The sequence below is a fragment of the Halorubrum salipaludis genome (assembly GCF_002286985.1).
GTDB classification, from domain to species: domain Archaea; phylum Halobacteriota; class Halobacteria; order Halobacteriales; family Haloferacaceae; genus Halorubrum; species Halorubrum salipaludis.
On the sequence record NZ_NSKC01000003.1, the window covers coordinates 326221 to 350636 of the forward strand.

The following is a 24416-nucleotide window of genomic DNA, read 5'->3' on the forward strand; positions in this document are numbered from 1 at the left end:
TCGACCGTGTTTTCGTCAGTCGATGACAGACATCACGGAGGCTTCGTCGGACACCCCGGCGGATCGAGTTCTTCCAGGGCACGATAGCTTCTAACGTCGAAATCGGTCCTGTCAGGATCTTCGACACGACCCTGCGAGACGGAGAACAGTCACCACGTACTTCGTTCAGCTACGACGAGAAACGCCGCATAGCGGCGACGCTGGACGACATGAACACCCACGTCATCGAGGCTGGGTTCCCGGTGAACTCGGACGCGGAGTTCGAGGCCGTAAGCGACATCGCCGCCGCGACGGACACCACCGTCTGCGGGCTGGCGCGGGTCGTCGAGGGCGACATCGACGCCGCGATCGACTCCGGCGTCGAGATGGTCCACGTGTTCGTCTCCACCAGCGACGTACAGCTGGAGGACTCGATGCACGCGACCCGGCAGGAGGCGAAACAGCGCGCCGTCGACGCCGTCGAGCAGGTGAAAGACGCCGGCGTCGAGTGCATGTTCTCGCCGATGGACGCGACGCGGACCGACCCCGACTACCTGCGGGAGATCGTCGAGGCGGTCAGCGACGCGGGCACCGACTGGATCAACATCCCGGACACGTGCGGCGTGGCGATGCCGACCAGCTTCGGGAAGACGGTGAAGGCGGTCGTCGAGGCGACGGACGCCCGGGTCGACGTGCACACCCACGACGACTTCGGGATGGCCGCGGCGAACGCGGTCACCGGGTTCGAGAACGGGGCGGAGCAGGCGCAGGTGTCGGTCAACGGGATCGGCGAGCGCGCCGGCAACGCCGCCTATGAGGAGGTCGTGATGGCGGTCGAATCGGTGTACGGCGTCGACACCGGCATCGACACGACCCAGATCACCAAGCTGGCCCGGATCGTCGAGGAGGCCTCGGACATCCCCGTGCCGGCGAACAAGCCCGTCACCGGGCGGAACGCGTTCGCCCACGAGTCGGGCATCCACGCGGCGGGCGTCATCGAGAACGCCGACACGTTCGAGACCGGCGTGATGACCCCCGAGATGGTCGGCGCCGAACGCGAGTTCGTCTTGGGCAAACACACCGGTACCCACAGCGTGCGCAAGCACCTGGTGGAGGCCGGCTTCGACCCGAGCGACAGCGAGGTCCGGCGCATCACCAAGCGCGTCAAGGAGTACGGCTCCGGCAAGCGCCAGGTGACCGCCGGCGACGTCGAGCGGTTCGCCGAGGAGGCGGACGTCGACCGCGAGGAGGAGGTCCGGGTCTGATGGCCGCCTCCCTGCGCGGGGAGCCCGCCGAGCGACCGCCGTGCGGTCGCGCGGGCGGAAGCGATCGCCCGGACCGGTCGGTTCGCCCGACCGGATCCGCGCTCTGGAACCGGCCGTCCGGTTCCGCTCCCCGACAGGGATTTATACCCCGACCGCGTTGGTGGAGGCGAGATGCGACGGCACGCCGCGATCCCGACGACAGCCGAGGTCGCCGGAGCCGTCGCGCCGATCATTGTAGGGGTATAACCCCCTACACCATCCCTTCCTCACCGACGCGACGCATCGACGAACGCCGACGGGCGAGTCCGCTCTCGTCCGGCGACTCGGCGTTCGGACCGACCGACTCTCACACCCGCGAGATGCACCACCGAACACCACCACGACAATGAGCGACACAGCAGCACAGCCACGAGACGACGAGGCGGAGGACCCGGACGACGCGGCGAACTCGGACGGGTCGGCCGCGACAGACGCCGGCGACCCGACCGACGCCGACGGTCCCGCGGTGTCGACCGGCGCCGAGTCGGTCGTCGCCGCGCTGGAGGCCGCGGGCGCGGAGACCGCCTTCGGCGTGCAGGGCGGCGCGATCATGCCCGTCTACGACGCGCTGTACGACTCCTCGATCCGGCACGTGACGATGGCCCACGAGCAGGGCGCGGCCCACGCCGCCGACGCCTACGGCGTCGTCTCGGGCGAGCCCGGGCTCTGCATGGCCACGTCGGGGCCGGGAGCGACCAACCTCGTCACCGGCATCGCCGACGCCGACATGGACTCCGACGCGATGCTGGCGCTGACAGGACAGGTCCCGACCGAGTTCGTCGGCAACGACGCGTTCCAGGAGACGGATACGGTCGGTGTCACCCGCCCGATCACGAAGCACAACTACTTCGCGCACGGCGCGGACACCGTCGGCGACACCGTCGGCGAGGCGTTCGAACTGTCGCGCGCGGGGCGTCCCGGGCCGACGCTCGTCGACCTGCCGAAGGACGTGACACAGGACGAGACGGACGAGACGCCGGGGCCGGCGACGCCGCCGGCGGGGACCGACCCCGACCCGAACGCCGACCCGGACGCGGTCGAGGAGGCCGCCCGCGCGATCGAGGCCGCCGAACGACCGGTGTGCCTGTTCGGCGGCGGCGTGATCAAGGGGGACGCGAGCGACGCCGCGCGCACCTTCGCGCGGACGTACGGGATCCCGGTGACGACGACGATGCCGGGAATCGGCTCCTTCCCCGAGGACGACGACCTCTGTCTCTCGTGGGCGGGGATGCACGGCACCGGCTACGCCAACATGGCGATCACCCACACCGACTGCCTGATCGCGGTCGGCACCCGGTTCGACGACCGGCTGACGGGGGGGATCGACACGTTCGCGCCGGAGGCCGAGGTCGTCCACATCGACATCGACCCGGCCGAGATCTCGAAGAACGTCCACGCGGACTACCCCCTGATCGGCGACGCCGGGCGCGTCCTCGACCAGCTGACCGCCGCGGTCCGCGAGGCGCCCGACGCCGAGGCGTGGCGCGAGCGCTGCGCTGAGTGGAAGGAGACGTACCCCCTCACGTACGCGACCCCCGAGGACGAGCCGCTGAAGCCGCAGTTCGTCGTCGAGGCGTTCGACGAGGCGACGGACGACGACACCATCGTCACCACGGGAGTCGGCCAACACCAGATGTGGGCCTCCCAGTTCTGGACGTACACGGAGCCCCGGACGTGGATCTCCTCGCACGGCCTGGGGACCATGGGCTACGGCGTGCCGGCCGCGGTCGGCGCGCGCGTCGCGGCCGACGCGATGGGCGAGCCCGACCGCGACGTGGTGTGTTTCGACGGCGACGGCTCCTTCCTGATGACCATGCAGGAGCTGTCGGTGGCGGTCCGCGAGGACCTCGATCTCACCATCGCCGTGTTGAACAACGAGTACATCGGCATGGTGCGCCAGTGGCAGGACGCCTTCTACGAGGGGCGTCACATGGCCTCCGACTACACGTGGATGCCCGAGTTCGACAAGCTCGCCGAGGCGTTCGGAGCACTTGGCCTCCGCGTCGACGACTACGACGAGGTCGCGCCCGCGGTTGAGGAGGCCCTCGAGTACGACGGCCCCGCCGTGATCGACTTCCACGTCGATCCCGAGGAGAACGTCCTGCCGATGGTGCCGAGCGGCGGCGCGAACGGGAAGTTCGCCACCGCGGAGGACCAGCTATGAGCGGCGACTCCTCCGCCGCCGACGTCCCCGAGGCAGACTCCCGGCCCGCGCCGAGCGAGCAGCCCGCCCCCGAGGAGCGAGACCACCCCGAGGGGCGACGGAACCTCGAAGGGATCCGGATCGACCCAGTCCTCGAGGCGGAACACGAGTCGCGCCGCGCCGTCATCTCGGCGCTGGTGGAGGACGAGCCGGGGGTGCTCGCGCGCGTCTCCGGACTCGTCTCCCGTCGCCAGTTCAACATCGAGAGCCTGACCGTCGGCCCGACGACCGTGGAGGGCCACTCGCGGATCACCATGGTCGTCGAGGAGACGGACCCCGGCATCGACCAGATCGAAAAGCAGATGGCGAAGCTGAAGCCGGTGATCTCGGTCGGCGAGGTGTCCGGCGACGCGGTGACGGCCGAGCTGGTCCTGCTGAAGGTGGAGGCCGACGACCCGGCGGCGGTCCACGCGGTCACGGAGATGTACGACGGCCGGACGCTCGACGCCGGACCCCGGACGATCACCGTCCAGCTCACCGGCGACGAGGCGCGGATCGACGACGCGCTCGACGCGTTCCGCCAGTTCGGCATCATCGAGATCGCCCGGACGGGCCAGACCGCGCTCGCGCGCGGCGACACCCCGACGGCGCCCGGAGAGAAGCCCGGAACGGCCGGCGAACCGACCACGCACGACGACTGACGCGAACACACGCGGACTCACAATACACATGACCGAAGACGACACCCAGACGTTCAACTCGACAGTATACTACGACGACGACGCGGACGAAGAGGCGATCGCTCACAAGACCGTGGCCGTGCTCGGCTACGGCTCGCAGGGCCACGCGCACGCCCAGAACCTCTCCGAGAGCGGGGTCGACGTGATCGTCGGCCTCCGCGAGGGCAGCTCCTCGCGGGCCGCCGCCGAGAGCGACGGGCTCCGCGTGGAGACCCCCGCGGACGCCGCCGCCGAGGCCGACATCGTGAGCGTGCTCGTGCCCGACACGGTCCAGCCGGACGTGTACGAGGCGGCGATCGAGCCGAACCTGGAGGCGGGCGACACGCTCCAGTTCGCGCACGGATTCAACATCCACTACAACCAGATCCAGCCGCCCGAGGACGTCGACGTGACGATGGTCGCACCGAAGTCGCCGGGCCACCTCGTCCGCCGCAACTACGAGAACGACGAGGGGACGCCGGGCCTGCTGGCGGTGTACCAGGACGCGACCGGCGACGCCCACGACGAGGGGCTCGCGTACGCGGCCGCGATCGGCTGTACCCGCGCCGGCGTCGTCGAGACGTCGTTCCGCGAGGAGACCGAGACCGACCTGTTCGGCGAGCAGGCCGTCCTCTGTGGCGGCGTCACCTCGCTCGTGAAGCAGGGGTACGAGACCCTCGTCGACGCCGGCTACTCCCCGGAGATGGCGTACTTCGAGTGTCTCAACGAGCTCAAGCTCATCGTCGACCTGATGTACGAGGGCGGGCTCGGCGAGATGTGGGACTCGGTGTCCGACACCGCCGAGTACGGCGGGCTCACACAGGGCGACGTGGTCGTCGACGAGCACGCCCGCGAGAACATGGAGGAGGTCTTAGAGAAGGTCCAGAACGGCGAGTTCGCCCGCGAGTGGATCTCCGAGAACCAGGCGGGACGGCCCTCCTACACCCAGCTCCGGACGGCCGAGAAGAACCACGAGATCGAGGCCGTCGGCGAGGAGCTGCGCGGCCTGTTCGCGTGGCAGGAGGAGGAAGAAGACGAGGAGGAGTCGGCCGAGGTGACCGCCTGATGGGCGTACGCGGAGACGCGAACCGGCCCAGCGAGACCACGCGTCCCACGCGCCGCGCGGGTGATCCCCGATGAGCGAGGGGACGCTGTACGACAAGGTGTGGGACAGACACAAGGTAACCCGGCTCCCCACCGGACAGGACCAGCTGTTCGTCGGGCTCCACCTCGTCCACGAGGTCACCAGTCCCCAGGCGTTCGGCATGCTGAAGGAGCGCGGCCAGGAGGTCGCGTTCCCGGAGCGCACGCACGCGACGGTTGACCACATCGTGCCGACCGGGAACCGCGACCGCCCCTACCAGGACGAGGCCGCCGAGAGCATGATGGCGGAGTTAGAGGAGAACGTCCGCGGCTCGGGGATCGACTTCTCCGACCCGGACTCCGGTAACCAGGGGATCGTCCACGTCATCGGCCCGGAGCAGGGGCTCACCCAGCCGGGGATGACGATCGTCTGTGGCGACTCCCACACCTCGACGCACGGCGCGTTCGGCGCGCTGGCGTTCGGCATCGGCACCTCGCAGATCCGGGACGTGCTGGCGACCGGCTGCGTCGCGATGGAGAAGCAAAAGGTCCGTAAGATCGAGGTCACGGGCGAGCTCGGCGAGGGCGTCACCGCGAAGGACGTCATCCTCACGATCATCGGGGAGCTCGGGACCGACGGCGGCGTCGGCTACGTGTACGAGTACGCCGGCGAGGCTATCGAGGACCTCGGGATGGAGGGCCGGATGTCCATCTGTAACATGTCGATCGAGGGCGGCGCCCGCGCGGGCTACGTCAACCCCGACGAGACCACCTACGAGTGGCTGAAGGAGACGGACGCCTTCGCGGACGACCCCGAGGAGTTCGAGCGGCTGAAACCCTACTGGGAGTCGATCCGGACCGACGACGACGCCGAGTACGACGACGTGGTCACCATCGACGGCTCCGCGATCGAGCCGACCGTGACGTGGGGGACCACGCCCGGCCAGACGGCGGGCATTACCGAGCCGATCCCGGACCCCGACGACCTGCCCGAGGAGGACCGCGACACGGCGCGGCGCGCGCAGAAACACATGCGCGTCGAGCCCGGCGACACGATGGAGGGGTACGAGATCGACGTGGCGTTCCTCGGCTCGTGTACCAACGCGCGGCTGAAGGACCTCCGCGAGGCCGCGGCGTTCGTCGAGGGCCGCGAGGTCGACGACGACGTGCGCGCGATGGTCGTCCCCGGCAGCCAGCGCGTCCGCGACGCCGCGGAGGCGGAGGGGCTCGACGAGGTCTTCAAGGAGGCCGGCTTCGACTGGCGCGAGCCCGGCTGTTCGATGTGTCTCGGCATGAACGACGACCAGCTGGTGGGCGACGAGGCGAGCGCCTCGTCGTCGAACCGGAACTTCGTCGGCCGGCAGGGCTCGAAGGACGGGCGCACCGTGCTGATGAGTCCGATCATGGTCGCGGCCGCGGCGGTGACCGGGAAGGTCACCGACGTCCGCGAGATGGAGGAGGTGGCGACCGTATGAGCTCGCCCGAGTTCAGCGACGGCGAGGCGCCGGCCGAGAAGGTCACCGAGGTCTCCGGCACCGGGATCCCGGTCCGGGGCAACGACATCGACACCGACCAGATCATCCCGGCGCGGTTCATGAAGGTCGTCACCTTCGACGGGCTGGGCCAGTTCGCCTTCTTCGACCAGCGGTTCGACGACGAGGACAACGAGAAGGACCACCCGTTCAACGAGGAGCAGTACCGGGGCGCGAACGTCTTAGTCGTCAACGCCAACTTCGGCTGCGGCTCCTCCCGTGAGCACGCCCCGCAGGCGCTGATGCGCTGGGGGATCGACGCGGTCGTCGGCGAGTCGTTCGCGGAGATCTTCGCGGGCAACTGCCTCGCGCTCGGGATCCCGACGGTCACGGCCGACCAGGAGGACATCGAGGCGCTGCAGGACTACGTCGAGGCCAACCCCGACGCCGAGGTCGACATCGACGTGGCCGAGGAGACGATCACCTACGGCGACACCGTGATCGACGCGACGGTCCACGACGCCCAGCGGAAGGCGCTCGTCGAGGGCGTCTGGGACACCACCGCGCTGATGGGCGCCAACGAGGGCGCGGTCCGCGAGACCGCCCGGTCGCTTCCCTACGTGCCGGCCGAGCACATTCCGGGGGACGAGGCGTGAGCCACGAGGTCGTCGTCATCGAGGGCGACGGGATCGGCCGCGAGGTCGTCCCGGCCGCCGTCGACGTGCTGGAGGCGCTCCCGGTCGACTTCGAGTTCGTCTCGGCCGAGGCGGGCGACGCGGTAAAGGCGGAGACCGGCGAGGCGCTGCCCGCGGAGACGTACGATCTCGCGGCCGACGCGGACGCGACGCTGTTCGGCGCGGCCGGCGAGACGGCCGCCGACGTCATCCTCCCGCTTCGCGAGGCGGTCGACTCGTTCGTCAACGTCCGACCGGCGAAGGCGTATCCCGGCGTCGACGCGGTCCGCCCGGAGACGGACGTGGTCTTCCTGCGGGAGAACACCGAGGGCGTCTACGCGGGCCACGAGGACCGGCTCTCCGACGACCTCTCGACGCTGACGCGGGTCGTCACCTCGTCGGCCTCCCGCGAGCTCGCCGAGTTCGCCTGCGAGTTCGTCGAGGACGGGCGCGGCCCGGCGGGCGACCCCGACGAGGGGTTCACCGTCGCGCACAAGGCGAACGTGATGCGCGAGACGGACGGCCGGTTCCGCAAGGTGGTGCTCGCGGTCGCCGAGGAGCGCGGCGTCGACGCCGACGAGGAGCTGATGGACGCGTTCGCGACGAAGCTCCCGCTCGACCCGAGCCAGTACGGCGTGATCGTCTGCCCGAACCTCGCGGGCGACGTGCTCTCCGACCTGGCCGCCGGGCTCGTCGGCGGGCTCGGCCTGCTTCCGTCCGCGAACGTCGGCCACGACAACGCGCTGTTCGAGCCGGTCCACGGCACCGCGCCCGACATCGCTGGCGAGGGCGTCGCCAACCCGACCGCGGCGATCCTCTCGGCGGCCATGCTCGTCGAGTACTTCGGCCACGTCGAGGAGGGCCAGCGCGTCCGGGACGCCGTGGAGGGCGTGCTCTCCGACGGCCCGCGAACTGGGGACCTCGGCGGCGACGCGACGACCGAGGACGTCACGGCCGCGATCGTCGACCGGCTGTAGGCGTCGACCGTCGCCGACGCGTTTCCGCGATCGACGCCCGCGACCGCGGGCGAACCACAAGACAAGAAACCCTGCGGCCCGTTGGGATCGGTATGAGCAACTACGAAGTCGCGATGGAAGCAGCCTGGTTGGTCCGTGACGTCGAGGAGACCGACGACGCCATCGGCGTCGCGGTCAGCGAAGCCGGCAAGCGACTCAACGAGACGGACAAGCAGTACGTCGAGGTCGAGCCCGGCCTCACCGGCTGTCCGGCCTGCGGCGAGCCGTTCGACGCCGCGTTCCTCGCCGCGAACACCGCGCTCGTCGGCCTGCTCTTGGAGATCGACATCTTCAACGCCGACAGCGAGGAGCACGCCGAGCGGATCGCGAAAAGCGAGGTCGGCGGCGCGCTCCGCGACGTTCCCCTCGAGGTCATCGAGGTCGTCGAGACGGAGGGCGACGAGGAGGACGCCGACGTCGACGCCGGGGAGTAAGCGATCCGACGCGGCGTCCGCGACCGATCCGGCCGCGATATCGGTCGTTGCCGAAACCTTTTCTAATAACCCTTGGTTATTTGGGGTATGGAACTCCCGACGCCACAGGACCTCCGCGAGCAGCGGACGACGCTGGAGCTGACGCAGAGCGAGCTCGCGGACGCCGCGGACGTCTCGCAGCCCCTCATCGCGCGGATCGAGGGCGGCGACGTCGACCCGCGGCTCTCGACGCTCCGCCGGATCGTCAACGCGTTACAGGAGGCGGAGGGCGAAGTCGTCCGCGCGAGCGACCTGATGAACGAGACGGTGATAAGCGTCGCGCCCGACGACGCGGTGCGCGAGGCGGTCGACCTGATGGAGGAGGAGGCGTACTCGCAGCTCCCAGTGCTCCAGAACGGCGTTCCGGTCGGCTCGATCAGTCAGGGCGACGTGGTCCACGCCGGCGAGAACGTCGGCGACCACCCGGTCAGCGATGTGATGAGCGAATCGTTCCCCACCGTCGCGCCGGGCGCGACCGTCGACGAGGTCCGGAACCTGCTCGACCACTACAAGGCGGTGATGGTGACTGACGGCGGCGAGACGGTCGGGATCATCACCGAGGCCGACATCGCCGCGCACCTGTCGTAAGGAGGGGTCCGGCGGTTCCCGAGGCGCTCGTCCGAGCGGTACGGGCCGCGCTCGGCGGTCTTACCCCTCCCTGCGCTCCGAGAGCCGCTCCCAGATCTCCGTGCAGCCGGCGCCGTCCTCGATGTCGTCGAGGTGGCCCGTGCCGTCGTCGGGCTCGGCGTCCGTTTCGTCGCTCGGGTCCGCCCCCCTCCGCGGGTCGGCCTCGGCCGCTTCTTCCTCCTCGTCGGCCGCTTGCGTGTCTGCTCGCTCGGTCATCGTTCCTCCTGGGCGTCGCCGAAGAGCTCGGGCGCCACGTCCGCGGACGCGTGCTGTCTGTACTCGCCGTCGTCGTCCGAGTTGGTTGGCGGGGCGGGGTCGGGAACCGTATCGGTCATCACACCACCGTAGGCGCGCACGAGCCATAAGTACCCTCACACATGTAAATCGAACCACCACTCTCGGATACCGGATTTCGTGTCCGGTACTCCGGAAGCTAATTTTATGCGGTACCGCCTTGCAGTCGGGCGGTTTCCCGATATCCCGGCGTCATCGAAACGGTCGCCGATTGCGACCACCGCCACCCATTGGGTCGTCGCGGGCGAACGAGGAGTGTGACCACTCGACTGCGCGTCCTTGACGACGGGGCGTGGATCTCCGTCAACGACGCCCGAAAAGTCCGCGTCAGCGAACTGTGGCGGCTCGACGCGCCGGATCTCTGTGAGTGCGAACTCACCGATCTGGTCGTCGAGAACTTCCAGTCGGTCGGCGTCGACGGCTCGACCGTGGAGGTGCGGGTCTACGGGCAGTGCATCGCGTGCGGGGCGGCGGGGACCACCGGCTGGATCCCCGTCGGGCGGGTACGCGGGGGTGAGTTCGCCGAACTCGACAGATCCGCGGTCCGCCGCGTGCGGCGGTGAGGGTAGCGGCAACACGTGCCACCTCGGTGGGGCACCGGGGAAGGTTGACACCACGCTGTCAGCTATGTGGGTGTCGGGTGTATGCCGGATCGATGCCAACGGACGTAGAGAACTGGAAGTCGGAGGTCTACGGGTCGGAGATCCGCGATCGCCTCTTCGAGTTCGCCGAGCAGGGGTTCGACTCGATCCCCGACGACGAGCGGGACGCATGGTTCGAGCGCTTCAAGTGGTGGGGCCTGTACCACCAGCGGAACGGACAGGAGGGGTACTTCATGATGCGGATCGGGACGCCGAACGGCGTGCTCGAACCCGGACAGCTCCGGGTCGTCGGCGAGATCGCCGACGAGTACGCCCGCGGTCCCGGAACGAACCCGATCTTCGGCGACGCCTACGCCGACTTCACCACCCGGCAGTCGATCCAGCTCCACTGGATCGAGCTGTCGGACGTGCCGGCGATCTTCGAGAAACTGGAGGAAAACGGCCTCTCGACCCAGCAGGCCTGCGGCGACTCGTGGCGCAACATCGTCGGGAACCCCGTCGCGGGCAAGGACGGACAGGAGGTGATCGACGCGTGGCCCGTGATCTCCGACCTCAACGAGCGGTTCAAGGGGAACGACGACCATTCGAACCTCCCCCGGAAGTGGAAGGTCTCCGTGACCGGCTCCGCCGACGGCTCCGGCCAGGGCGACATCAACGACCTCGCGTTCGAGCCCGCGTACAGGGAGGTCGACGGCGAGGACGTCGTCGGCTTCAACGTCCGCGTCGGCGGCGGCCTCTCGCGCAACGAGCCGCGCCTGGCCCGCGACATCGACGTGTGGGTCTCCCCGGAACGCGTCCCCGACGTGGCCGGCGGGCTCTCGGCGCTGTTCCGCGACTACGGCGACCGCGAGGACCGGTACAACGCCCGGATCAAGTTCCTCGTCGACGAGTGGGGCCCGGAGAAGGTCCGGGAGACCCTCCAGGAGGAGTACGTCGACTTCGAACTCGAATCCGCCGGCCGCGACGTGCGCGAGGAGTACACCTACAACACCGGCGCGGGCGAGCGCAACGACCTCGTCGGCGTCCACGACCAGAAGGACGGCGCGAACTTCGTCGGCCTCAACGTCCTCGTCGGGCGGATGGGCGCGGCCGACGTGCTCGATCTGGCGGATCTGGCCGCGGAGTACGGCTCTGGCGAGGTCCGGATCTCGCAGCGCCAGAACGTCATCGTCACCGACGTGCCCGACGACGCGCTCGACGAGTTCCTCGCCGAGCCGCTCTTGGAGCACTACTCGCCCGAGCCGTCGCCGTTCATGCGCGGCTCGGTCGCGTGTACGGGCACCGAGTTCTGCTCGCTGTCGATCGTCGAGACGAAGAACCGGCAGGTCCGGTTCGCTCGCTGGCTGAAGGCCAACGTCGACCTCCCCGAGGGGGTCGACGAGTTCCACATCCACCTCTCCGGCTGTACGGCCTCCTGCGCGCAGCCCCAGATCGCCGACGTGAGCCTGCGCGGGATGAAGACCCGGAAGGACGGGGACCCGGTCGAGGCGCTCGACGTGGGCCTCGGCGGCGGGCTCGGCGACGAGCCGCAGTTCGCCCGGTGGGTCACCCAGCGCGTGCCCGTCGACGAGGTGCCGGGCGCGATCGCGAACCTCGTCGAGAGCTTCGCCGCCGAGCGCGACGAGGGCGAGTCGTTCCGCGCGTTCGTCGCCCGCCACGACGACGACGAGCTCGACGCGTTCGTCGAGCCGGAGGAGACCGACTACGAGGACCCGATGATGCACAACACGAAGCGCACCTGGTACCCGTACGCCGAGGAGGACGCCATGGAGGACGCGCCGGGGGTGCCGGGATCGCCGGCCGGCGACTGACGGCTCGCCGGTCGACGGTTGACCGCCCACTGGTCGACGGCTGACGGCTCGCCGGCGACGACTGCCAGCTCCCGGCGACCCGAACTGCGTCTTACAGCTCCAGCCCGCGGATCGCGACCGACCCGTCTCCCTCATTCTCTTCTACCCGCCCGATCACGCGCCCGTCGGTCTCGTCAGCCAGCGACTCGGCCGCGTCGGGGTCGACGGCGGCGACGAAGCCGGTCCCCATGTTGAACGTCCGGTGCATCTCCTCGTCGGAGACGCTTCCCGCCGACTGCACGAACTCGAAGACGGGCTGGGGGTCGAACGCGTCGTCGATCACGTACCGGTTCGCGCCGAGCCGCGTCAGGTTGGTCCACCCGCCGCCGGTGACGTGGGCCGCGCCGCGCACGCCGTGGTCGCGCATCGGATCGAGCAGGTCTGTGTAGATCCGGGTCGGCTCCAAGAGCGCCTCGCCGACCGTCTCGTACCCCTCGAACGGACAGGGATCGGTGTACGCGTGCTCGCGGGTCGCGGCCTCTCGGGCGAGCGTGAGCCCGTTGGAGTGGATCCCCGACGACTCCCAGCCGACCAGGGCGTCGCCCGGCTCGGCCGCGCCGTCGAACACCGCGTCCTTCGCGGCGAGCCCCGCGCAGGTCCCGGCCAGGTCGAGCCCGGAGATCACGTCGGGCATCACCGCGGTCTCGCCGCCGACGAGCTCCATGTCGGCGAGCTCGGCGCCGCGCGCGAGCCCCTCGCCGACCTGCTCGGCGAACCGCTCGTCGGGCTCGTCGACCGCGAGGTAGTCGACGAACGCGACCGGGCGCACCCCGGCGGCGACCAGGTCGTTGACGTTCATCGCGATGCAGTCGATGCCGACCGTCGAGTAGTCGCCGAGCGCCTCCGCGACGAGGAGCTTCGTCCCGACCCCGTCGGTCGCCAGCGCGAGGTACCGGTCGCCGATGTCGAGCAGGCCGGCGTAGTCGCCCTCGCCCTCGCCGACCGCGCCGATCAGCGCCGCGGTCGCCGCCTCGCTGGCGCCGATGTCGACGCCGGCGTCCGCGTAGGTGAGTTCGTCGTCGTCGTCCCCCGTCGGTCCCTCGTCGCCCCCGCTCGCGGTCCCGTCGTCTCCGCCGTCGCCCTCGGTCATGTGTGTCGAGGGACGCCGGCGGAGCAAAAGCGCACCGTTCCCCGCGAGTCGGCGGGGCACATATTGGCAGACGGATCAGAACGGTCCGTTGAATCCGAGCCGGCCGACGAACACGAGCCCGACCGTGAGCAGCGCGGAGAGGGCGAAGAAGCCGGCCCACACCGGCTTGCTCCACCCGATCACGGTCTTCCCGTCGAGGGGGCCGTAGGGGATCATGTTGAACGCCGCGAGGAAGACGTTGATCGCGATCCCGCGGGAGCCGATCAGGGTGATCACCGGGCTCCCGATCGCGGGACCGAGAAGCAGCGCCGGCAGGAACGCGAGCGTCAAGAGGAGGTTGACGACCGGGCCGGCGAGCGCGATGTGACCGTGCTCCTCGGGCGTCAGCCGGCCGCGGTGGTGGACCGCGCCGGGCGCGGCGAAGATGAAGCCGAGAAGCGAGCTCATCACGGCCAAAAAGAGCATGCCGTTGTCCGCGCGGAACTCGGCCACTTGGTCGTAGTGGACCGCGACGACCTTGTGGGCGATCTCGTGGAGGAGGAACGCGACGCCCGCGGTGAGCAGCGCGACCAGCAGCGGCGGGACGACCCCCGCCGCGAGCAGCCGACCGAGGCCGGCGGTGCCGTTCACGAAGAAGAACGTGAACGCGACGCCGAGCGCGAGCCACGCGACGAGCAGGTCGCGGATCTCGGTCCCGCTGAAGTAGAGGCCGGCGATCCGGCGGCCCTGAAAGGTTCCGCTCATTCGCTCACCCCGAGGCTCGCTCTCATGCGCCACCCGTGACCGCGCTCCGGATCAGCTCTGCGCCGGTACTCGCGCCCTCGATCATGAGCCGCCCCACCTCGTCGACGCCGCCCACGTCGCCGAACATCGCGGGGATGACGTACACCGCGAACAGGAAGCTCGCGACGATGCTGCCGATGTTCGTCATCGCGACGACGACGATGAGCTTGAACAGGGGTACGTCGAGCATCGACGAGACCAGCTCGGACGGCGACAGCGTCTCGTCGCCGAGCAGCTCGTTGAGCCGCCCGATGTCGCCGACGTTCACCGTCAGGCTCCGGAGCTCGACGTAGCCGGTGAACCAGCCGGGCGCGAGCATCGGGTTGATTGAGGTCATCCACGCGACCGCCCCGCCGACGCCGGCCGAGGTCCAGCGCGCGCCGGCGAGCTTCGCGAACGCGAACGCGAACGCGCCGTTGATCAGGAACCACGCGCCGAACAGCCGGAACAGGAACGCGTTCTCCACGCCGGCGAGCGCGAGCAGGACGAAGAAGCCGACGAAGCCGACCGTGATCGCGTAGCCGATCGCCTTCTTCCACGGGAGCCCGCGCCCGCGCTCCTTCCCGACGAGGTCCTCCATCGGCGGGAGCGACGCGGGGTCGGCGAGGTACCCCTCGATCCCCGCGCGGTGGCCCGCGCCGACGACGGCGACCACGTCGTGGCCCGCCTCGCGGAGGGCGACCAGCCGGTGGGCGATGAAGGCGTCGCGCTCGTCGATGAGCGCCTCCGCGCCGCCCGGGGAGAACTGCCGGAACTCCTCCATCATCATCGTCACCACGTCGGTGTCGGTCAGGTCGTCCATCCCGAGCTCCTCGATCCCGCCGTGTTCGGGCTCGCCGCCGCCCCGTCCGAGGGCGCCCATCGCGAGCGACGCGAGCACGCCGAGGGTCAGACCGAGCGATATCCCGAGCCCGAGACTGCCGATCGCCGTTACGGCGAAGCCGCCGAGATACGTCGCGACGAGCCCGTCGAGCGCACCGACCGCGGCGGCGGCGATCCCGGACGCGACGCCCAGTGTGGCCGCGGCGTAGAGGCGGCCGTCGGGCGAGAGCGCGAGCTTCCCGACCTGATCGACGGCGACGGCGACGGCGACCGCGGCGAGCACGCCGCCGGTGACGGTCGTCAACAGCGCGTCGGTCACGCCGACGCTGCCGCCGAAGAGGCCGATCACGGGGCCGGCGAGGATCCCGACGAACAGCCCGACCAACACCCCGACCACGCGCGAGTCGGTGACGCCGAACGCGAGCCCGCCGACCATCCGCAGCTTCTCGGTGACCGACATCCTCGCCCAGAAGCGCTGGATCGTCGTCTGGATGTCCCGGTCGACTAACGCTACGTCGATGCCGAGCCCCTCGGCGACGTCGATGGCGGCCCGCATGTCGGCGCCGGGCTCGATGTCGAAGCGGTCGCCGAGCTGGGTCTGGACGTACGAGAGCATCCAGTAGGCGAGGAACTGGAAGACGGTGTTGCCCCGCAGCAGGTCGCTCGCGTCGAGGTCCTCGGGGCTCTCGCCGTTCAGCTGGCGGTACCGCCCCTCGTCGAGCTCGACGGCGACCACGTCGGGTCGCTCGCGCTCGATCGTCTCCTCGACCTCGTCGACCGACTGCTCGGAGACGTGCGCGGTTCCGACCACGGTCACCGATCCGGGTTCGCCGTCGGAAGGCGCTCCGACCGCGCCGCTCGCAGGGGCACCCTCGCCGCCGGCGGCCGACGAGTCGCTCGCCGTCGGCGCCGGATCGCTCGCCGTCGGGGGCGAGGACGCGCCGTCGGATCCCCCTGGCGTCTCTGTCATTGCCACGACCTACTCCGTCGCCGCGTTTAGGGTTTGTGAGTCGGCGAGTCCGCGTCGGCGCCTCGGGGATCCAACAAATTTGTATCCTCACGGCGCGGAGGGGCTCGTATGTCGCGGCTCTTGCCCTCCCTCCCCGACGCGACCCCCGAGGACCGCGAACCTCGGGTGGTCGGCGTCGACGACGACGACGCGGACGAGCTCATCGCCGCGCTCGGCTCCGAGACGGCGCGCGAGATCCTCACGACGCTCCACGACGAGCCGGCGACGAAATCCGAGCTCGCCGACGCCGTCGACACCTCCCTCCAGAACGTCCAGTACCACCTCTCGAAGCTCGACGGCGCCGACCTCGTCGACGTCGTCGACACGACCTACTCCGAGAAGGGCCGAGAGATGGACGTGTACGCGGCCGCGGACGAGCCCCTCGTGCTGTTCGCCGGCGGCTCGGAGGCCTCGAGCGGGATCAAGTCGGCCCTGATGCGGCTGCTCGGCGGCTACGGGCTCATCGGGCTGGCGGCGGTCGCGGCCCAACGGGTCCTCTCCGTGGCTGGACCGACCGCCCGCGTGACGACGACCACGGGCGGGGGAGACGGCGGCGGCGCCGCGACCGAAGACGCCGCGGACGGCCCCTCGATCGAGGCGAGTCCCGACGGCGGCGGGGGCGGCGAGATCGACGGGACCGTCGAGTACGTCGTCGACCCGCTCGCGGACTACGCCGTCTCGCTGCTCGAGCCGGGCGTCGTCTTCTTCCTCGGCGCCGCGCTCGTGTTCACCGTCGTCTGGGCCTACTGGTACTGGGGCGACCGTTGACGGGGTGATCCGGCGCGACCGGGGCGGACGACCGCCCCGCCTCGGTCCGCGTGGGACAGCTATTCATGCCGCCGCCGCCACGGTCCGGTATGGAACACGAAGCCGAGGTCGTCGGGGTCGGAGCGGGCTCCGCACCCGGCGGCGACGTGCCGGCGGTCATCCTGTCCGCGCGCGGCGAGTACGTCCCAATCTTCGTCAGCGCCGACCAGGCGCAGTCGATCGGGATGGCGCTCGAGGGCGAGCCGTTCGACCGCCCGCTGACGCACGACCTCCTCGTCGACATCCTCACCGAGTTCGGAGGCGCGATCGACCGCGTCCGGGTCGACGACCTCCGGGACGGCACCTTCTACGCGAAGGTCGACGCGGAGCGGTACGAGGACGGCGAGCCGGAGCGGTTCGTCTTCGACGCGCGCCCCTCCGACGCGCTCGCGCTCGCCGTCCGGGTCGACTGTCCGATCGTCGTCTCGGACGCGGTGGTCGACGAGGCGGGGCGCCCGCAGGACTCGGTCCGGTTCGACGACGGTTCTCAAGAAGGGGTCTGAACCCGGTCCGCCGGGCGGCGGGGGTTCGTCGCTCGCCTGCGGTCGGTCGTGCGCCGATGGCCCGTCCCGCCTGCGGTCCGTCGTCCGCCGGTCAGGGGGTTCAAGTCGGCCGGCGTCCCACCGCCGACATGGACGAGACGGCGACGGTCGCGGAGTCGTACACTGAGATGACCGAACTGCTCTTGCCGAACGACACGAACAACCTCGGGCGGGCGCTCGGGGGCGCGGTCCTCCACTGGATGGACATCTGCGGCGCCATCGCCGGGATGCGCTTTGCGAACAGACAGGTCGTCACCGCCTCGATGGACCACGTCGACTTCATTTCGGCCATCGAGATGGGCGAGGTCGCCGTCATCGAGGGATACGTCTTCAACGTGGGGACGACGAGCCTCGACGTGAAGGTCGACGTGCGCGCGGAGGACCCCCGGACCGACGAGGAGCGGCGCACGACGACCTCCTACTTCACCTTCGTCGCGCTCGACGACGAGGGGACCCCGGCGAGCGTTCCGGAGCTGACCTGTCCGACGCCGGAGGAGGAGGCGCTCCGCGACGAGGCGATCGAGGGGCGCCGCGAACAGCTCACCGACATCGTCGAGCGGTACGACCTGTAGATCGGCGGTCGCGTCGGCGGTCGGACCGTCGAGGGGCTCCCGGCGTCACCGGGTCGCGCTCGCGCTCCCGCCGTCGCCGTTGACCCCCTCCGCCGATCCGGCGACCACGTCGACGGAGCCGTCGGTTCCCGCGACCGCGGCCTCGTGCGCCTCGCGGACCAGCGCGGCGAACTCGTCGAGCGATGCCCCCTCGCCGGACGCGGCGAGGTGGCTCCCGCAGTCGCAGTCGGACGCGCCGAAGCCGTCGACCGGACCCGCCGGGAGCCGGTCGGCGACCGCGCACTCGGCGTCGGCGCCGACGCTCCGCACGACGCGGTCGATCCGAGCGTCGGGGTGACCGAGCAGGTGGTCGACGTGCCAGTGGCGCACGTCGTGGTCGCCGCGGGCGGTCCGGCGGTGGCGGTCGACGCGGGAGAACCCGCCGGCGCCGAGCGCGCTGCCCGTGTACGCGTAGACGCCGGGGTCGAACCGGTGCGCGCCGAGGGCGCCGACCTCGATCGTCGCCGGCGCCACGAGCTCGACGAGGAGGGTGTAGGTGCCGCCGGCGGTGGAGTCGTCGGAATCTCTCCGTTCCTCGCCCCCGCTCACGACAGCGCCTCCGGTCGCTCGCTCGCCGCGGGGCGGAGGTCGTCCACGAGCCCGCTCGCGGCGTCGGTCAGCTCGTAGGTGTCGTGCACGTCGGCGGGGTCGCGGCCGCGCCCGGACAGCGTTCCGACGACGCCGGCGATCCGGTCGTAGTTGTCGCGGACGAGCCCGCCGACGATCCCCGGCGTGCCGGCGCGATCGGCCAGCTCCTCGGCCGCCGAGCGACCGGCGTACACCCGTCCCTCGCCGGGGTCGACGAGCACCATCGCGAACGGGCGCGAGCCGAACTGCGCGTCGAGGAACGGCCCGACGGGATCGGCCTCCCACGGGACCGCGACGACGCCCTCCAGCCGCCGGAGCGCGACGGCCGCCACCGAGCAGTACGGGCAGTCGCCGTCGAAGATCAGCACCGGCGCGTCCGGGTCGGTGTCCATACCGATAGTACGCGCTCCGGGGGTTTAAGCGGCCGGCCGAGGCGGACGCCGCGACTGGAAACAGAACGGTCCGGCTTTGTACAGATGCAGCGATGAGCGACTTCGGGAGTGAGTGTTGCAGATCGGTAGGGGCGAGACGGTATTTAAACAGCCGTGAGCGGCGTCGACGACTACTTATAAAAACGGCGCGGTGGCGCGTGCCTCCGAGGCCGCTTCGCGGCCGAGGAGCACGCGCGAGGGAGTCGCTGGCGCCTTATAAGGCGCCAGCGACGAGGCTGGGGAGGCGTGAGGCTGCGGTTGCAGTGTGGGTGGGACTCAAAGGGGCAGCCGCGAGGCCAGCTTAGGCGACGCTAAGCACCGCAGAGAGCGAGTGAAACGAGCGACCGAGGAGCGAAGCGAGCGTAAGCTGGCCTCGCGGCTGGGGCTTTGGAGGTCTTCACCGCGGGCACATCGATCACTTATAAACAGCCGACAGCAACACCAAAATCAGACTTATAAACAACCGAACAGCCAATTTGCTATACCCACTCCCGCTATCGATCAAGAAGCGGCCCTCTTCAGCCGGCGGGTTCAGAGACAGCTATGTCTGAAGAAGGGGAGTTCAACAGAGCCAAAGATCCGTATCGGACCGGGTGGACCGATTAGTGCGAGTGACCGAGCGCGTCCTCAAGCGACTGCCCGAAGCGCTCCTCGAACAGCTCCGCGGCGGTGTCGTTCATCTCCGCGATGTCGTCGGGCACCTCGCCCTCGCTGTGGTGCGCGATGACGTGCGCCTGCTGGGCCATCGCCTGCACGACCACGTCGCTGACGACGCGGGTCGGCTCCTCGCCCTGCTGGCTGAGCACGTCGACGAGGCCGGCGGGCAGTTCGAAGGACTCCTCGTTGCCGTCGGGATCGGTGACGGTGTAGGTCTCGGTGTCTCCCATACCCGATGGACGGGACCGGTACATAAGGGTCTGTGGAAAACGGGCGGGCAGTCGCAGATCTCGTCCGCGTCGCGCTGGCCGCCCTCACCCGTGCGCGGAGATCGCCTTCACCGAGAAGCCGGAGCCGACGATGCTCGCGAGGTACACGGCGATGGCCGTCACGACGATCGAGCCGCCGGATGGGAGCCCGAAGCCGATCGAGACCGCGAAGCCGCCGATCACCGACAGCTGCCCGAATATCACCGCGAGGTACATCGTCTCGCGGAAGCTCCGGGCGATCTGGGAGGCGGCCGCGACCGGGACGACCAGCATCGCGGCGACGAGGATGACGCCGAGCACCTGCATCGCGCCGACGACGACGACCGCGGTCAACACCACGAGCAGGGTGTTGTAGCCGGTGACGTTGAGCTGCGCGACCCGCGCGGCCTGCTCGTCGAAGGTGATGAACAGGAGCTGTTTGTACGTCAGCGCGACGCCCGCGACGACGATCAGCGAGAGCGCGCCCATCAGCCGCGCGCCCTCCGGCGTGACGACGGCGAGGTTCCCGAACAGGTACCCCCTGACGTTGATCCCGGTGAGCCCGTCGCCGTAGCTGATGATCAGCGTGCCGACCGCGAAGCTCCCGCTGAGCATGATCGCGATCGGCACGTCGCCGTAGGCGTCGGTGCGCTCCGTGAGCCACTGGACCACTAAGGCGCCGACGATGCCGACCGCGAGCGCGACCAACAGCAGGGAGCCGTCCCACCCTGTCGAGGAGGTGACGAGGATCCCGATCGCGACGCCGGCGAACGCGGTGTGCGCGAGCGTCTCGCCGATCAGCGCCATCTCGCGGTGGACGAGGAACGAGCCGACGAGGGGGGCGACGACCCCGACGAGCACGCCGGTCGCCATCGACTGCCACATGATCGGGTGCCGGAACACGTTCGTGCCGAGCGCGGCGTCCATCCCGCGTCCGAACAATCGGAACGCGGCGTACAGGTCGCTCGCCACCGGGAGGTCCTGCGCCCAGTAGAGCAGCACGAACCCGAGCATGGCGACCGCGACGACGCCCGTGATCCCGATGCCGACGAGTTCGGCGGTCCGACGGAGTCCTCGGTCGGGTCGGGTGGCGGTCCGGGCTTCGGTGACGGATTCCTCGCTCATCAGTGGTGGTGGTGGACGACCTGTCCGGCCGTGCCGTACGCCTCCGCGAGGGCGTCGCTCTCGACGAACGACTCGGTGTCCCCGTGGTGGTACAGCTCGGTGTTGACACAGGCGATGCGGTTCGCGCGGTCGGTGACGACGCCGATGTCGTGCTCGATGAGGATGATGGTGATCCCGTCGTCGTTCAGCTCGTCGAGGAGGGCGTAGAAGGCGTCGCGCGACTCGGCGTCGACGCCGACCGTCGGCTCGTCGAGCGCGAGGAGGTCGGCGTCGCTCGCGAGGGCGCGGGCGATGTACGCTCGCTGTTTCTGCCCGCCCGACAGCTCCGAGACGAGCCGGTCGGCGAGGTCGCCGATGCCGACCGTCTCGATCGCGTCGGCGACGGCGGCGCGGTCGGCGTCGGAGAGCCGCCCGCGCCCGGCGTGCGCGAACCGCCCCATCGTGATGCACTCGCGGACGGTGACGGGCATCGCGCCGCCCCGGCTCGTCGCCTTCTGCGAGACGTAGCCGATCCGGCCGCCGTCGTCGAACTCGTCGACCGGGCGGCCGAACAGCTCGACGGTCCCCTCGTCGGGCTCGTGGAGCCCGAGCATGAGGTGGAGCAGGGTGGTCTTCCCGGAGCCGTTCGGTCCGACCAGTCCGAGGAAGTCGCCCTCCTCGACCGTGAGAGAGACGTCTCTCACGGCGACGGTGTCGCCGTAGGCGAACGTTACGCCGTCGAGGTCGACGATCGCGGTCACTGCGTGTCTCCGATCTGGGTCGCCCGCACGTTTAGCTCTTTTAGTCCGTCGGCGTCGCGTCGCCGGCCGTGCGGTCGCAGTTCGGCCGCCGTCTCGCTCACCGTGGCCGTCTCGCTCACCGTGGCCGTCTCGCTCACTGCGCGTCGAACGCCCGCTCGAAGGCGGGGACGTTGATCTCGGTCATCTGTTCGAGGTAGCCGTACCCGGCGTCGTTCCACTCGCGGGTCGTCCCCCCCGCGGGCGAGACGGGGAGCGCCTCGGTGGCGTCGCTGTTCTCGACGATCGACTCGGCGAGGGTGGGCGACTCGAACCGGTCGTACAGCACCGCGTCGATCCCCTCCGCGTTCACCAGCTCGATCGTGTCGGCGATCTCGCTCTGCGTCGGCTCGTTCTGCGGCGAGACGCCGACGGGCGAGTGGAGCCGGAACCCGTACCGCGCCTCCAGGTACTGGAAGGAGTTGTGGCCCGCCATGACCGCCACGTCGCGCGCGGCCTCGTCGGCGATCGACTGAAAGGCGGCGTCGACCGCGTCGAGCTCCTCGATGTAGGCGTCGGCGTTGGCCGCGTAGGCGTCGGCGTTGTCCGGGTCCGCCTCGCCCAACCCCGTCGCGATCGTGTCGACGATGTCGGCGGCGAGGACCGGATCGACCCAGACGTGGGGGTCGTACTGCGCCTCGTCGCTCCCGTCCTCGTGGTCGTGTTCGTCTTCCTCCTCGTGGTCGTGTTCCTCGTCGTTTCCCCCTTCTTCCTCGTGGCTGTGGTCCCACTCCAAGAGGTCGTCTTCCACGTCGGCGAGCCCGTCGATCACGGCCACGGTGTCGTAGTCGTTCTCCAGCGTCGCGGCCAGGTCCTGGGCCCACCGGAACTCCGAGCTGTCGAGGTAGACGAACGCGTCCGTCGACGCCACGTCTGCGGCGAGGTTCCCGTCCGGCGTCCAGCCGTGTCCGAGCTGGCCGACGTCGACCGGGTCCTCGAAGCTCGCGTGCTCGCCGGCGACCTGGTTCGCCCAGTCGTTGAGGGTGAAAAACGCCGCGTAGCCCGCGTCGAACTCGGCGGACCCGCCGGGCGCGGCGTCGGAGCAGCCGGCCAGCGACGCCGCGGTTCCCGCGGCCGCGAGGCCGGCGCCACGCCGCAGCACCGACCGCCGTGTGTGAGTCATACCGATCGGTACTGCTGATTAACAGAAAAAGGTTGTTATTTCACAACTCTAAATTAATAAACCGGCCGCGGAGAGCCGCCTCGATTAACAACTCGGTCCCGTGCTTCGGATCCAGTCCCCGCCCGGCTCACTCGGTGAGATCGACGACCGTCGCGTCCGCGAGGGCCGTCAGGGACTCCGGATCGATCGGGAACAGCGCGCTCGGCGTCCCAGCCGCGCCGTAGACGGTGTCGTACCCCGTGAGCGTCGGATCGAGGACGGTCGGGACCGCGGCGTCGTGGCAGATCGGCGGGACGCCGCCGATGCTCCACCCGACGACCTCGCGGATCCGCTCCGGGTCCGCCATCGCGGCCGACGCGGCGCCGAACCGCTCCGCGACCGCGTCCAGGTCGAGCCGGTTCGCGCCGCTCGTGATCGCCGCGACGAGCGCCTCGTCGGCGCCTTGGCCGGCGTCGCCGACCCCACCGGCGTCGCCGGCGTCATCGGCATCGTCATCCACCCCCGAGAGCGACACCACGATCGTGGAGGCGATCGCGGCGGTGTCACAGCCGACTGCGTCGGCAGCCGCGGCCGCCGTCTCCGTCCCCGCGTCGAACTCCACCACGTCGAGGTCGACGCCGTGTCGGTCCCGGGCCCGTTCCGCGAACTCCGTCGCGCGCTCGTGCATGCGGAGAAAGAGGCTCGCCGCCGGGTATCAATCCCTCGGCCGCGGCACGTCTGGCGCTCAGACGGCGGCCGCGACACACCGGCTCGTCGACGAGACCGGCGCGATCGGGCCTACCGCGTTCGCAGCTCGTCTTTGTCCTTGATCACGCGGGCGTCGCCCTCGCCGGAGGTGACCTCGTTGACGAGGTCGTACAGGTCGTTCTGGAGCCCGGCGGGGAAGGTCAACACGCCCACCCACGAGCCGTCGTTCTGCCACTCCTCGCGTTCGAGGTCGCCGAACTCGCGGATCTGCGCCTGTCCGGAGCCCGCGTAGTCGGCGGGGAGCTGAACCGCCATCGTCACCTCCTCGAAGCGGATCGGGATGACGGGCCGGAGCGCCTCGAGCGCGTCGTCGACCTGGTTCTCGACCGGCTCCATCGGGTCGACCTGGAAGCCCGCCTCCTCGAGGGCGCGCTCGATGCGCTCGGGGGGATGCGGCGAGTCGTCCATCTGCGGGTTCACGGCGTTGCGCGTGATGGTGGTGACGAGCTGGTTGTGCTTCCGCTCCATCATCTCCTCGCGCTGCTCGGCCGTGATCTGGATCTCCCCGCGCTCGACGACCTGGGGGATGATCTCCAGCGGATCGGTCGTGCCGAACACGGTCTCTAAGTCCTCCTCGGCCGGACGGTCGCCGCGCGACGCGTTTTCGAACACGTCCTCGGCGGCGATCACGTCCTCTAGGTCCCCCTCGAACTCGCCTCGCTTCATTGCGAGCGCGGCGTCGGGATCGATGAGCACCTCGAACCGTTCGCCGTGCGACTCCAGTCGGGCCGTCACGGCCTCGTCGAGCGATATCATACCCCCCGCTACCACCCCTACGGTGAAAAAGCCTCCCGCGGCGCGCCGCGATCGCGGCCCGACCA

The 24416-nt window shown here is 70.0% G+C and carries 28 protein-coding genes; 14 read left to right on the top strand and 14 right to left on the bottom strand.

The window, feature by feature from the left end:
• Nucleotides 1-62 precede the first annotated feature (62 nt).
• The 9 genes from CK500_RS07075 to CK500_RS07115 all read left to right on the top strand — a co-directional run bounded on the left by CK500_RS07075 (nt 63) and on the right by CK500_RS07115 (nt 9451).
• Nucleotides 63-1244: a LeuA family protein gene (locus CK500_RS07075; protein ID WP_449404436.1), complete on the top strand. Its 1182-nt coding sequence runs from the start codon at nt 63-65 to the stop codon at nt 1242-1244.
• 385 nt (nt 1245-1629) lie between these two features.
• Complete coding sequence (gene ilvB, locus CK500_RS07080) at nt 1630-3447, top strand: biosynthetic-type acetolactate synthase large subunit (protein WP_095636543.1); 1818 nt, start codon at nt 1630-1632, stop codon at nt 3445-3447.
• On the top strand, nt 3444-4127 hold the full coding sequence (gene ilvN, locus CK500_RS07085) for an acetolactate synthase small subunit (protein ID WP_095636544.1): 684 nt from the start codon (nt 3444-3446) through the stop codon (nt 4125-4127). The genes ilvB and ilvN overlap by 4 nt, the downstream gene beginning before the upstream one ends.
• 28 nt (nt 4128-4155) lie before the next feature.
• The gene (gene ilvC / locus CK500_RS07090) at nt 4156-5211 is read left to right on the top strand and encodes a ketol-acid reductoisomerase (RefSeq protein ID WP_095636545.1); all 1056 of its coding nucleotides are present in this window, start codon (nt 4156-4158) and stop codon (nt 5209-5211) included.
• Between the two features lie 70 nt (nt 5212-5281).
• Nucleotides 5282-6703, top strand: a complete 1422-nt coding sequence (gene leuC, locus CK500_RS07095; protein ID WP_095636546.1) for a 3-isopropylmalate dehydratase large subunit — start codon at nt 5282-5284, stop codon at nt 6701-6703.
• On the top strand, nt 6700-7356 hold the full coding sequence (gene leuD, locus CK500_RS07100; protein ID WP_095636547.1) for a 3-isopropylmalate dehydratase small subunit: 657 nt from the start codon (nt 6700-6702) through the stop codon (nt 7354-7356). The genes leuC and leuD overlap by 4 nt, the downstream gene beginning before the upstream one ends.
• Nucleotides 7353-8351, top strand: coding sequence for an isocitrate/isopropylmalate family dehydrogenase (locus CK500_RS07105; RefSeq protein WP_095636548.1), 999 nt, complete (start codon nt 7353-7355; stop codon nt 8349-8351). Before leuD ends, CK500_RS07105 begins: the two co-directional genes overlap by 4 nt.
• Before the next feature lie 92 nt (nt 8352-8443).
• On the top strand, nt 8444-8824 hold the full coding sequence (locus tag CK500_RS07110; RefSeq protein ID WP_095636549.1) for a DUF555 domain-containing protein: 381 nt from the start codon (nt 8444-8446) through the stop codon (nt 8822-8824).
• Nucleotides 8825-8911: 87 nt separating this feature from the next.
• Complete coding sequence (locus CK500_RS07115; protein ID WP_095636550.1) at nt 8912-9451, top strand: CBS domain-containing protein; 540 nt, start codon at nt 8912-8914, stop codon at nt 9449-9451.
• A gap of 60 nt (nt 9452-9511) precedes the next feature.
• Here CK500_RS07115 and CK500_RS07120 read toward each other — a convergent pair whose 3' ends face one another.
• Nucleotides 9512-9706, bottom strand: a complete 195-nt coding sequence (locus CK500_RS07120; protein WP_095636551.1) for a hypothetical protein — start codon at nt 9704-9706, stop codon at nt 9512-9514.
• Nucleotides 9703-9825: a hypothetical protein gene (locus CK500_RS17725; RefSeq protein WP_255521214.1), complete on the bottom strand. Its 123-nt coding sequence runs from the start codon at nt 9823-9825 to the stop codon at nt 9703-9705. Before CK500_RS17725 ends, CK500_RS07120 begins: the two co-directional genes overlap by 4 nt.
• Nucleotides 9826-10041: 216 nt before the next feature.
• On the opposite strand from CK500_RS17725, the gene CK500_RS07125 reads away from it, so the two are divergent.
• Together CK500_RS07125 and CK500_RS07130 are read left to right on the top strand one after the other, a co-directional pair.
• Nucleotides 10042-10347: a hypothetical protein gene (locus tag CK500_RS07125; protein ID WP_198951519.1), complete on the top strand. Its 306-nt coding sequence runs from the start codon at nt 10042-10044 to the stop codon at nt 10345-10347.
• Nucleotides 10348-10439: 92 nt separating this feature from the next.
• Nucleotides 10440-12197 (top strand): nitrite/sulfite reductase, encoded by a 1758-nt coding sequence (locus CK500_RS07130; RefSeq protein ID WP_095636552.1) that lies wholly within the window; start codon nt 10440-10442, stop codon nt 12195-12197.
• A 91-nt stretch (nt 12198-12288) separates the two neighbouring features.
• Here the strand turns inward: CK500_RS07130 and purM are convergent, their stop codons facing one another.
• The 3 genes from purM to CK500_RS07145 all read right to left on the bottom strand — a co-directional run bounded on the left by purM (nt 12289) and on the right by CK500_RS07145 (nt 15901).
• Nucleotides 12289-13326: a phosphoribosylformylglycinamidine cyclo-ligase gene (purM, locus tag CK500_RS07135; RefSeq protein WP_095636553.1), complete on the bottom strand. Its 1038-nt coding sequence runs from the start codon at nt 13324-13326 to the stop codon at nt 12289-12291.
• Nucleotides 13327-13401: 75 nt separating this feature from the next.
• Nucleotides 13402-14070, bottom strand: coding sequence for a zinc metalloprotease (locus tag CK500_RS07140; protein WP_095636554.1), 669 nt, complete (start codon nt 14068-14070; stop codon nt 13402-13404).
• Nucleotides 14071-14092: 22 nt separating this feature from the next.
• On the bottom strand, nt 14093-15901 hold the full coding sequence (locus CK500_RS07145; RefSeq protein ID WP_095636555.1) for a TraB/GumN family protein: 1809 nt from the start codon (nt 15899-15901) through the stop codon (nt 14093-14095).
• A gap of 108 nt (nt 15902-16009) precedes the next feature.
• Here CK500_RS07145 and CK500_RS07150 point away from each other — a divergent pair, with 108 nt between their 5' ends.
• The 3 genes from CK500_RS07150 (at nt 16010) to CK500_RS07160 (ending at nt 17861) form a co-directional block, all read left to right on the top strand.
• Nucleotides 16010-16708, top strand: coding sequence for an ArsR/SmtB family transcription factor (locus CK500_RS07150; protein ID WP_095636556.1), 699 nt, complete (start codon nt 16010-16012; stop codon nt 16706-16708).
• Nucleotides 16709-16797: 89 nt separating this feature from the next.
• Nucleotides 16798-17250, top strand: a complete 453-nt coding sequence (locus CK500_RS07155) for a bifunctional nuclease family protein (RefSeq protein WP_095636557.1) — start codon at nt 16798-16800, stop codon at nt 17248-17250.
• Between the two features lie 128 nt (nt 17251-17378).
• A complete protein-coding gene (locus CK500_RS07160; RefSeq protein WP_095636558.1) occupies nt 17379-17861 on the top strand; it encodes an acyl-CoA thioesterase in 483 nt (160 codons plus the stop codon).
• A 45-nt stretch (nt 17862-17906) separates the two neighbouring features.
• Here the strand turns inward: CK500_RS07160 and CK500_RS07165 are convergent, their stop codons facing one another.
• The 9 genes from CK500_RS07165 to CK500_RS07200 all read right to left on the bottom strand — a co-directional run bounded on the left by CK500_RS07165 (nt 17907) and on the right by CK500_RS07200 (nt 24351).
• Nucleotides 17907-18449 carry a GIY-YIG nuclease family protein gene (locus CK500_RS07165; protein ID WP_095636559.1) on the bottom strand — a complete coding sequence of 181 codons (543 nt, stop codon included), beginning with the start codon at nt 18447-18449 and terminating at the stop codon, nt 17907-17909.
• Nucleotides 18446-18880 carry a thioredoxin domain-containing protein gene (locus tag CK500_RS07170; RefSeq protein WP_095636560.1) on the bottom strand — a complete coding sequence of 145 codons (435 nt, stop codon included), beginning with the start codon at nt 18878-18880 and terminating at the stop codon, nt 18446-18448. Before CK500_RS07170 ends, CK500_RS07165 begins: the two co-directional genes overlap by 4 nt.
• A 641-nt stretch (nt 18881-19521) precedes the next feature.
• Nucleotides 19522-19806, bottom strand: a complete 285-nt coding sequence (locus CK500_RS07175) for a DUF7545 family protein (RefSeq protein WP_008004266.1) — start codon at nt 19804-19806, stop codon at nt 19522-19524.
• Nucleotides 19807-19890: 84 nt separating this feature from the next.
• Nucleotides 19891-20949 (bottom strand): metal ABC transporter permease, encoded by a 1059-nt coding sequence (locus tag CK500_RS07180; protein WP_095636561.1) that lies wholly within the window; start codon nt 20947-20949, stop codon nt 19891-19893.
• Complete coding sequence (locus CK500_RS07185) at nt 20949-21689, bottom strand: metal ABC transporter ATP-binding protein (RefSeq protein ID WP_095636562.1); 741 nt, start codon at nt 21687-21689, stop codon at nt 20949-20951. The genes CK500_RS07180 and CK500_RS07185 overlap by 1 nt, the downstream gene beginning before the upstream one ends.
• Nucleotides 21686-21826: a hypothetical protein gene (locus tag CK500_RS17190; protein WP_158224033.1), complete on the bottom strand. Its 141-nt coding sequence runs from the start codon at nt 21824-21826 to the stop codon at nt 21686-21688. Before CK500_RS17190 ends, CK500_RS07185 begins: the two co-directional genes overlap by 4 nt.
• Entirely contained in the window at nt 21823-22848 is a 1026-nt protein-coding gene (locus CK500_RS07190; protein WP_095636563.1) for a metal ABC transporter substrate-binding protein, read from the bottom strand. The genes CK500_RS17190 and CK500_RS07190 overlap by 4 nt, the downstream gene beginning before the upstream one ends.
• A 127-nt stretch (nt 22849-22975) precedes the next feature.
• Nucleotides 22976-23515, bottom strand: a complete 540-nt coding sequence (locus CK500_RS07195; protein ID WP_095636564.1) for a YbaK/EbsC family protein — start codon at nt 23513-23515, stop codon at nt 22976-22978.
• A gap of 110 nt (nt 23516-23625) precedes the next feature.
• On the bottom strand, nt 23626-24351 hold the full coding sequence (locus tag CK500_RS07200; protein ID WP_095636565.1) for a ribosome assembly factor SBDS: 726 nt from the start codon (nt 24349-24351) through the stop codon (nt 23626-23628).
• Nucleotides 24352-24416 lie beyond the last annotated feature (65 nt).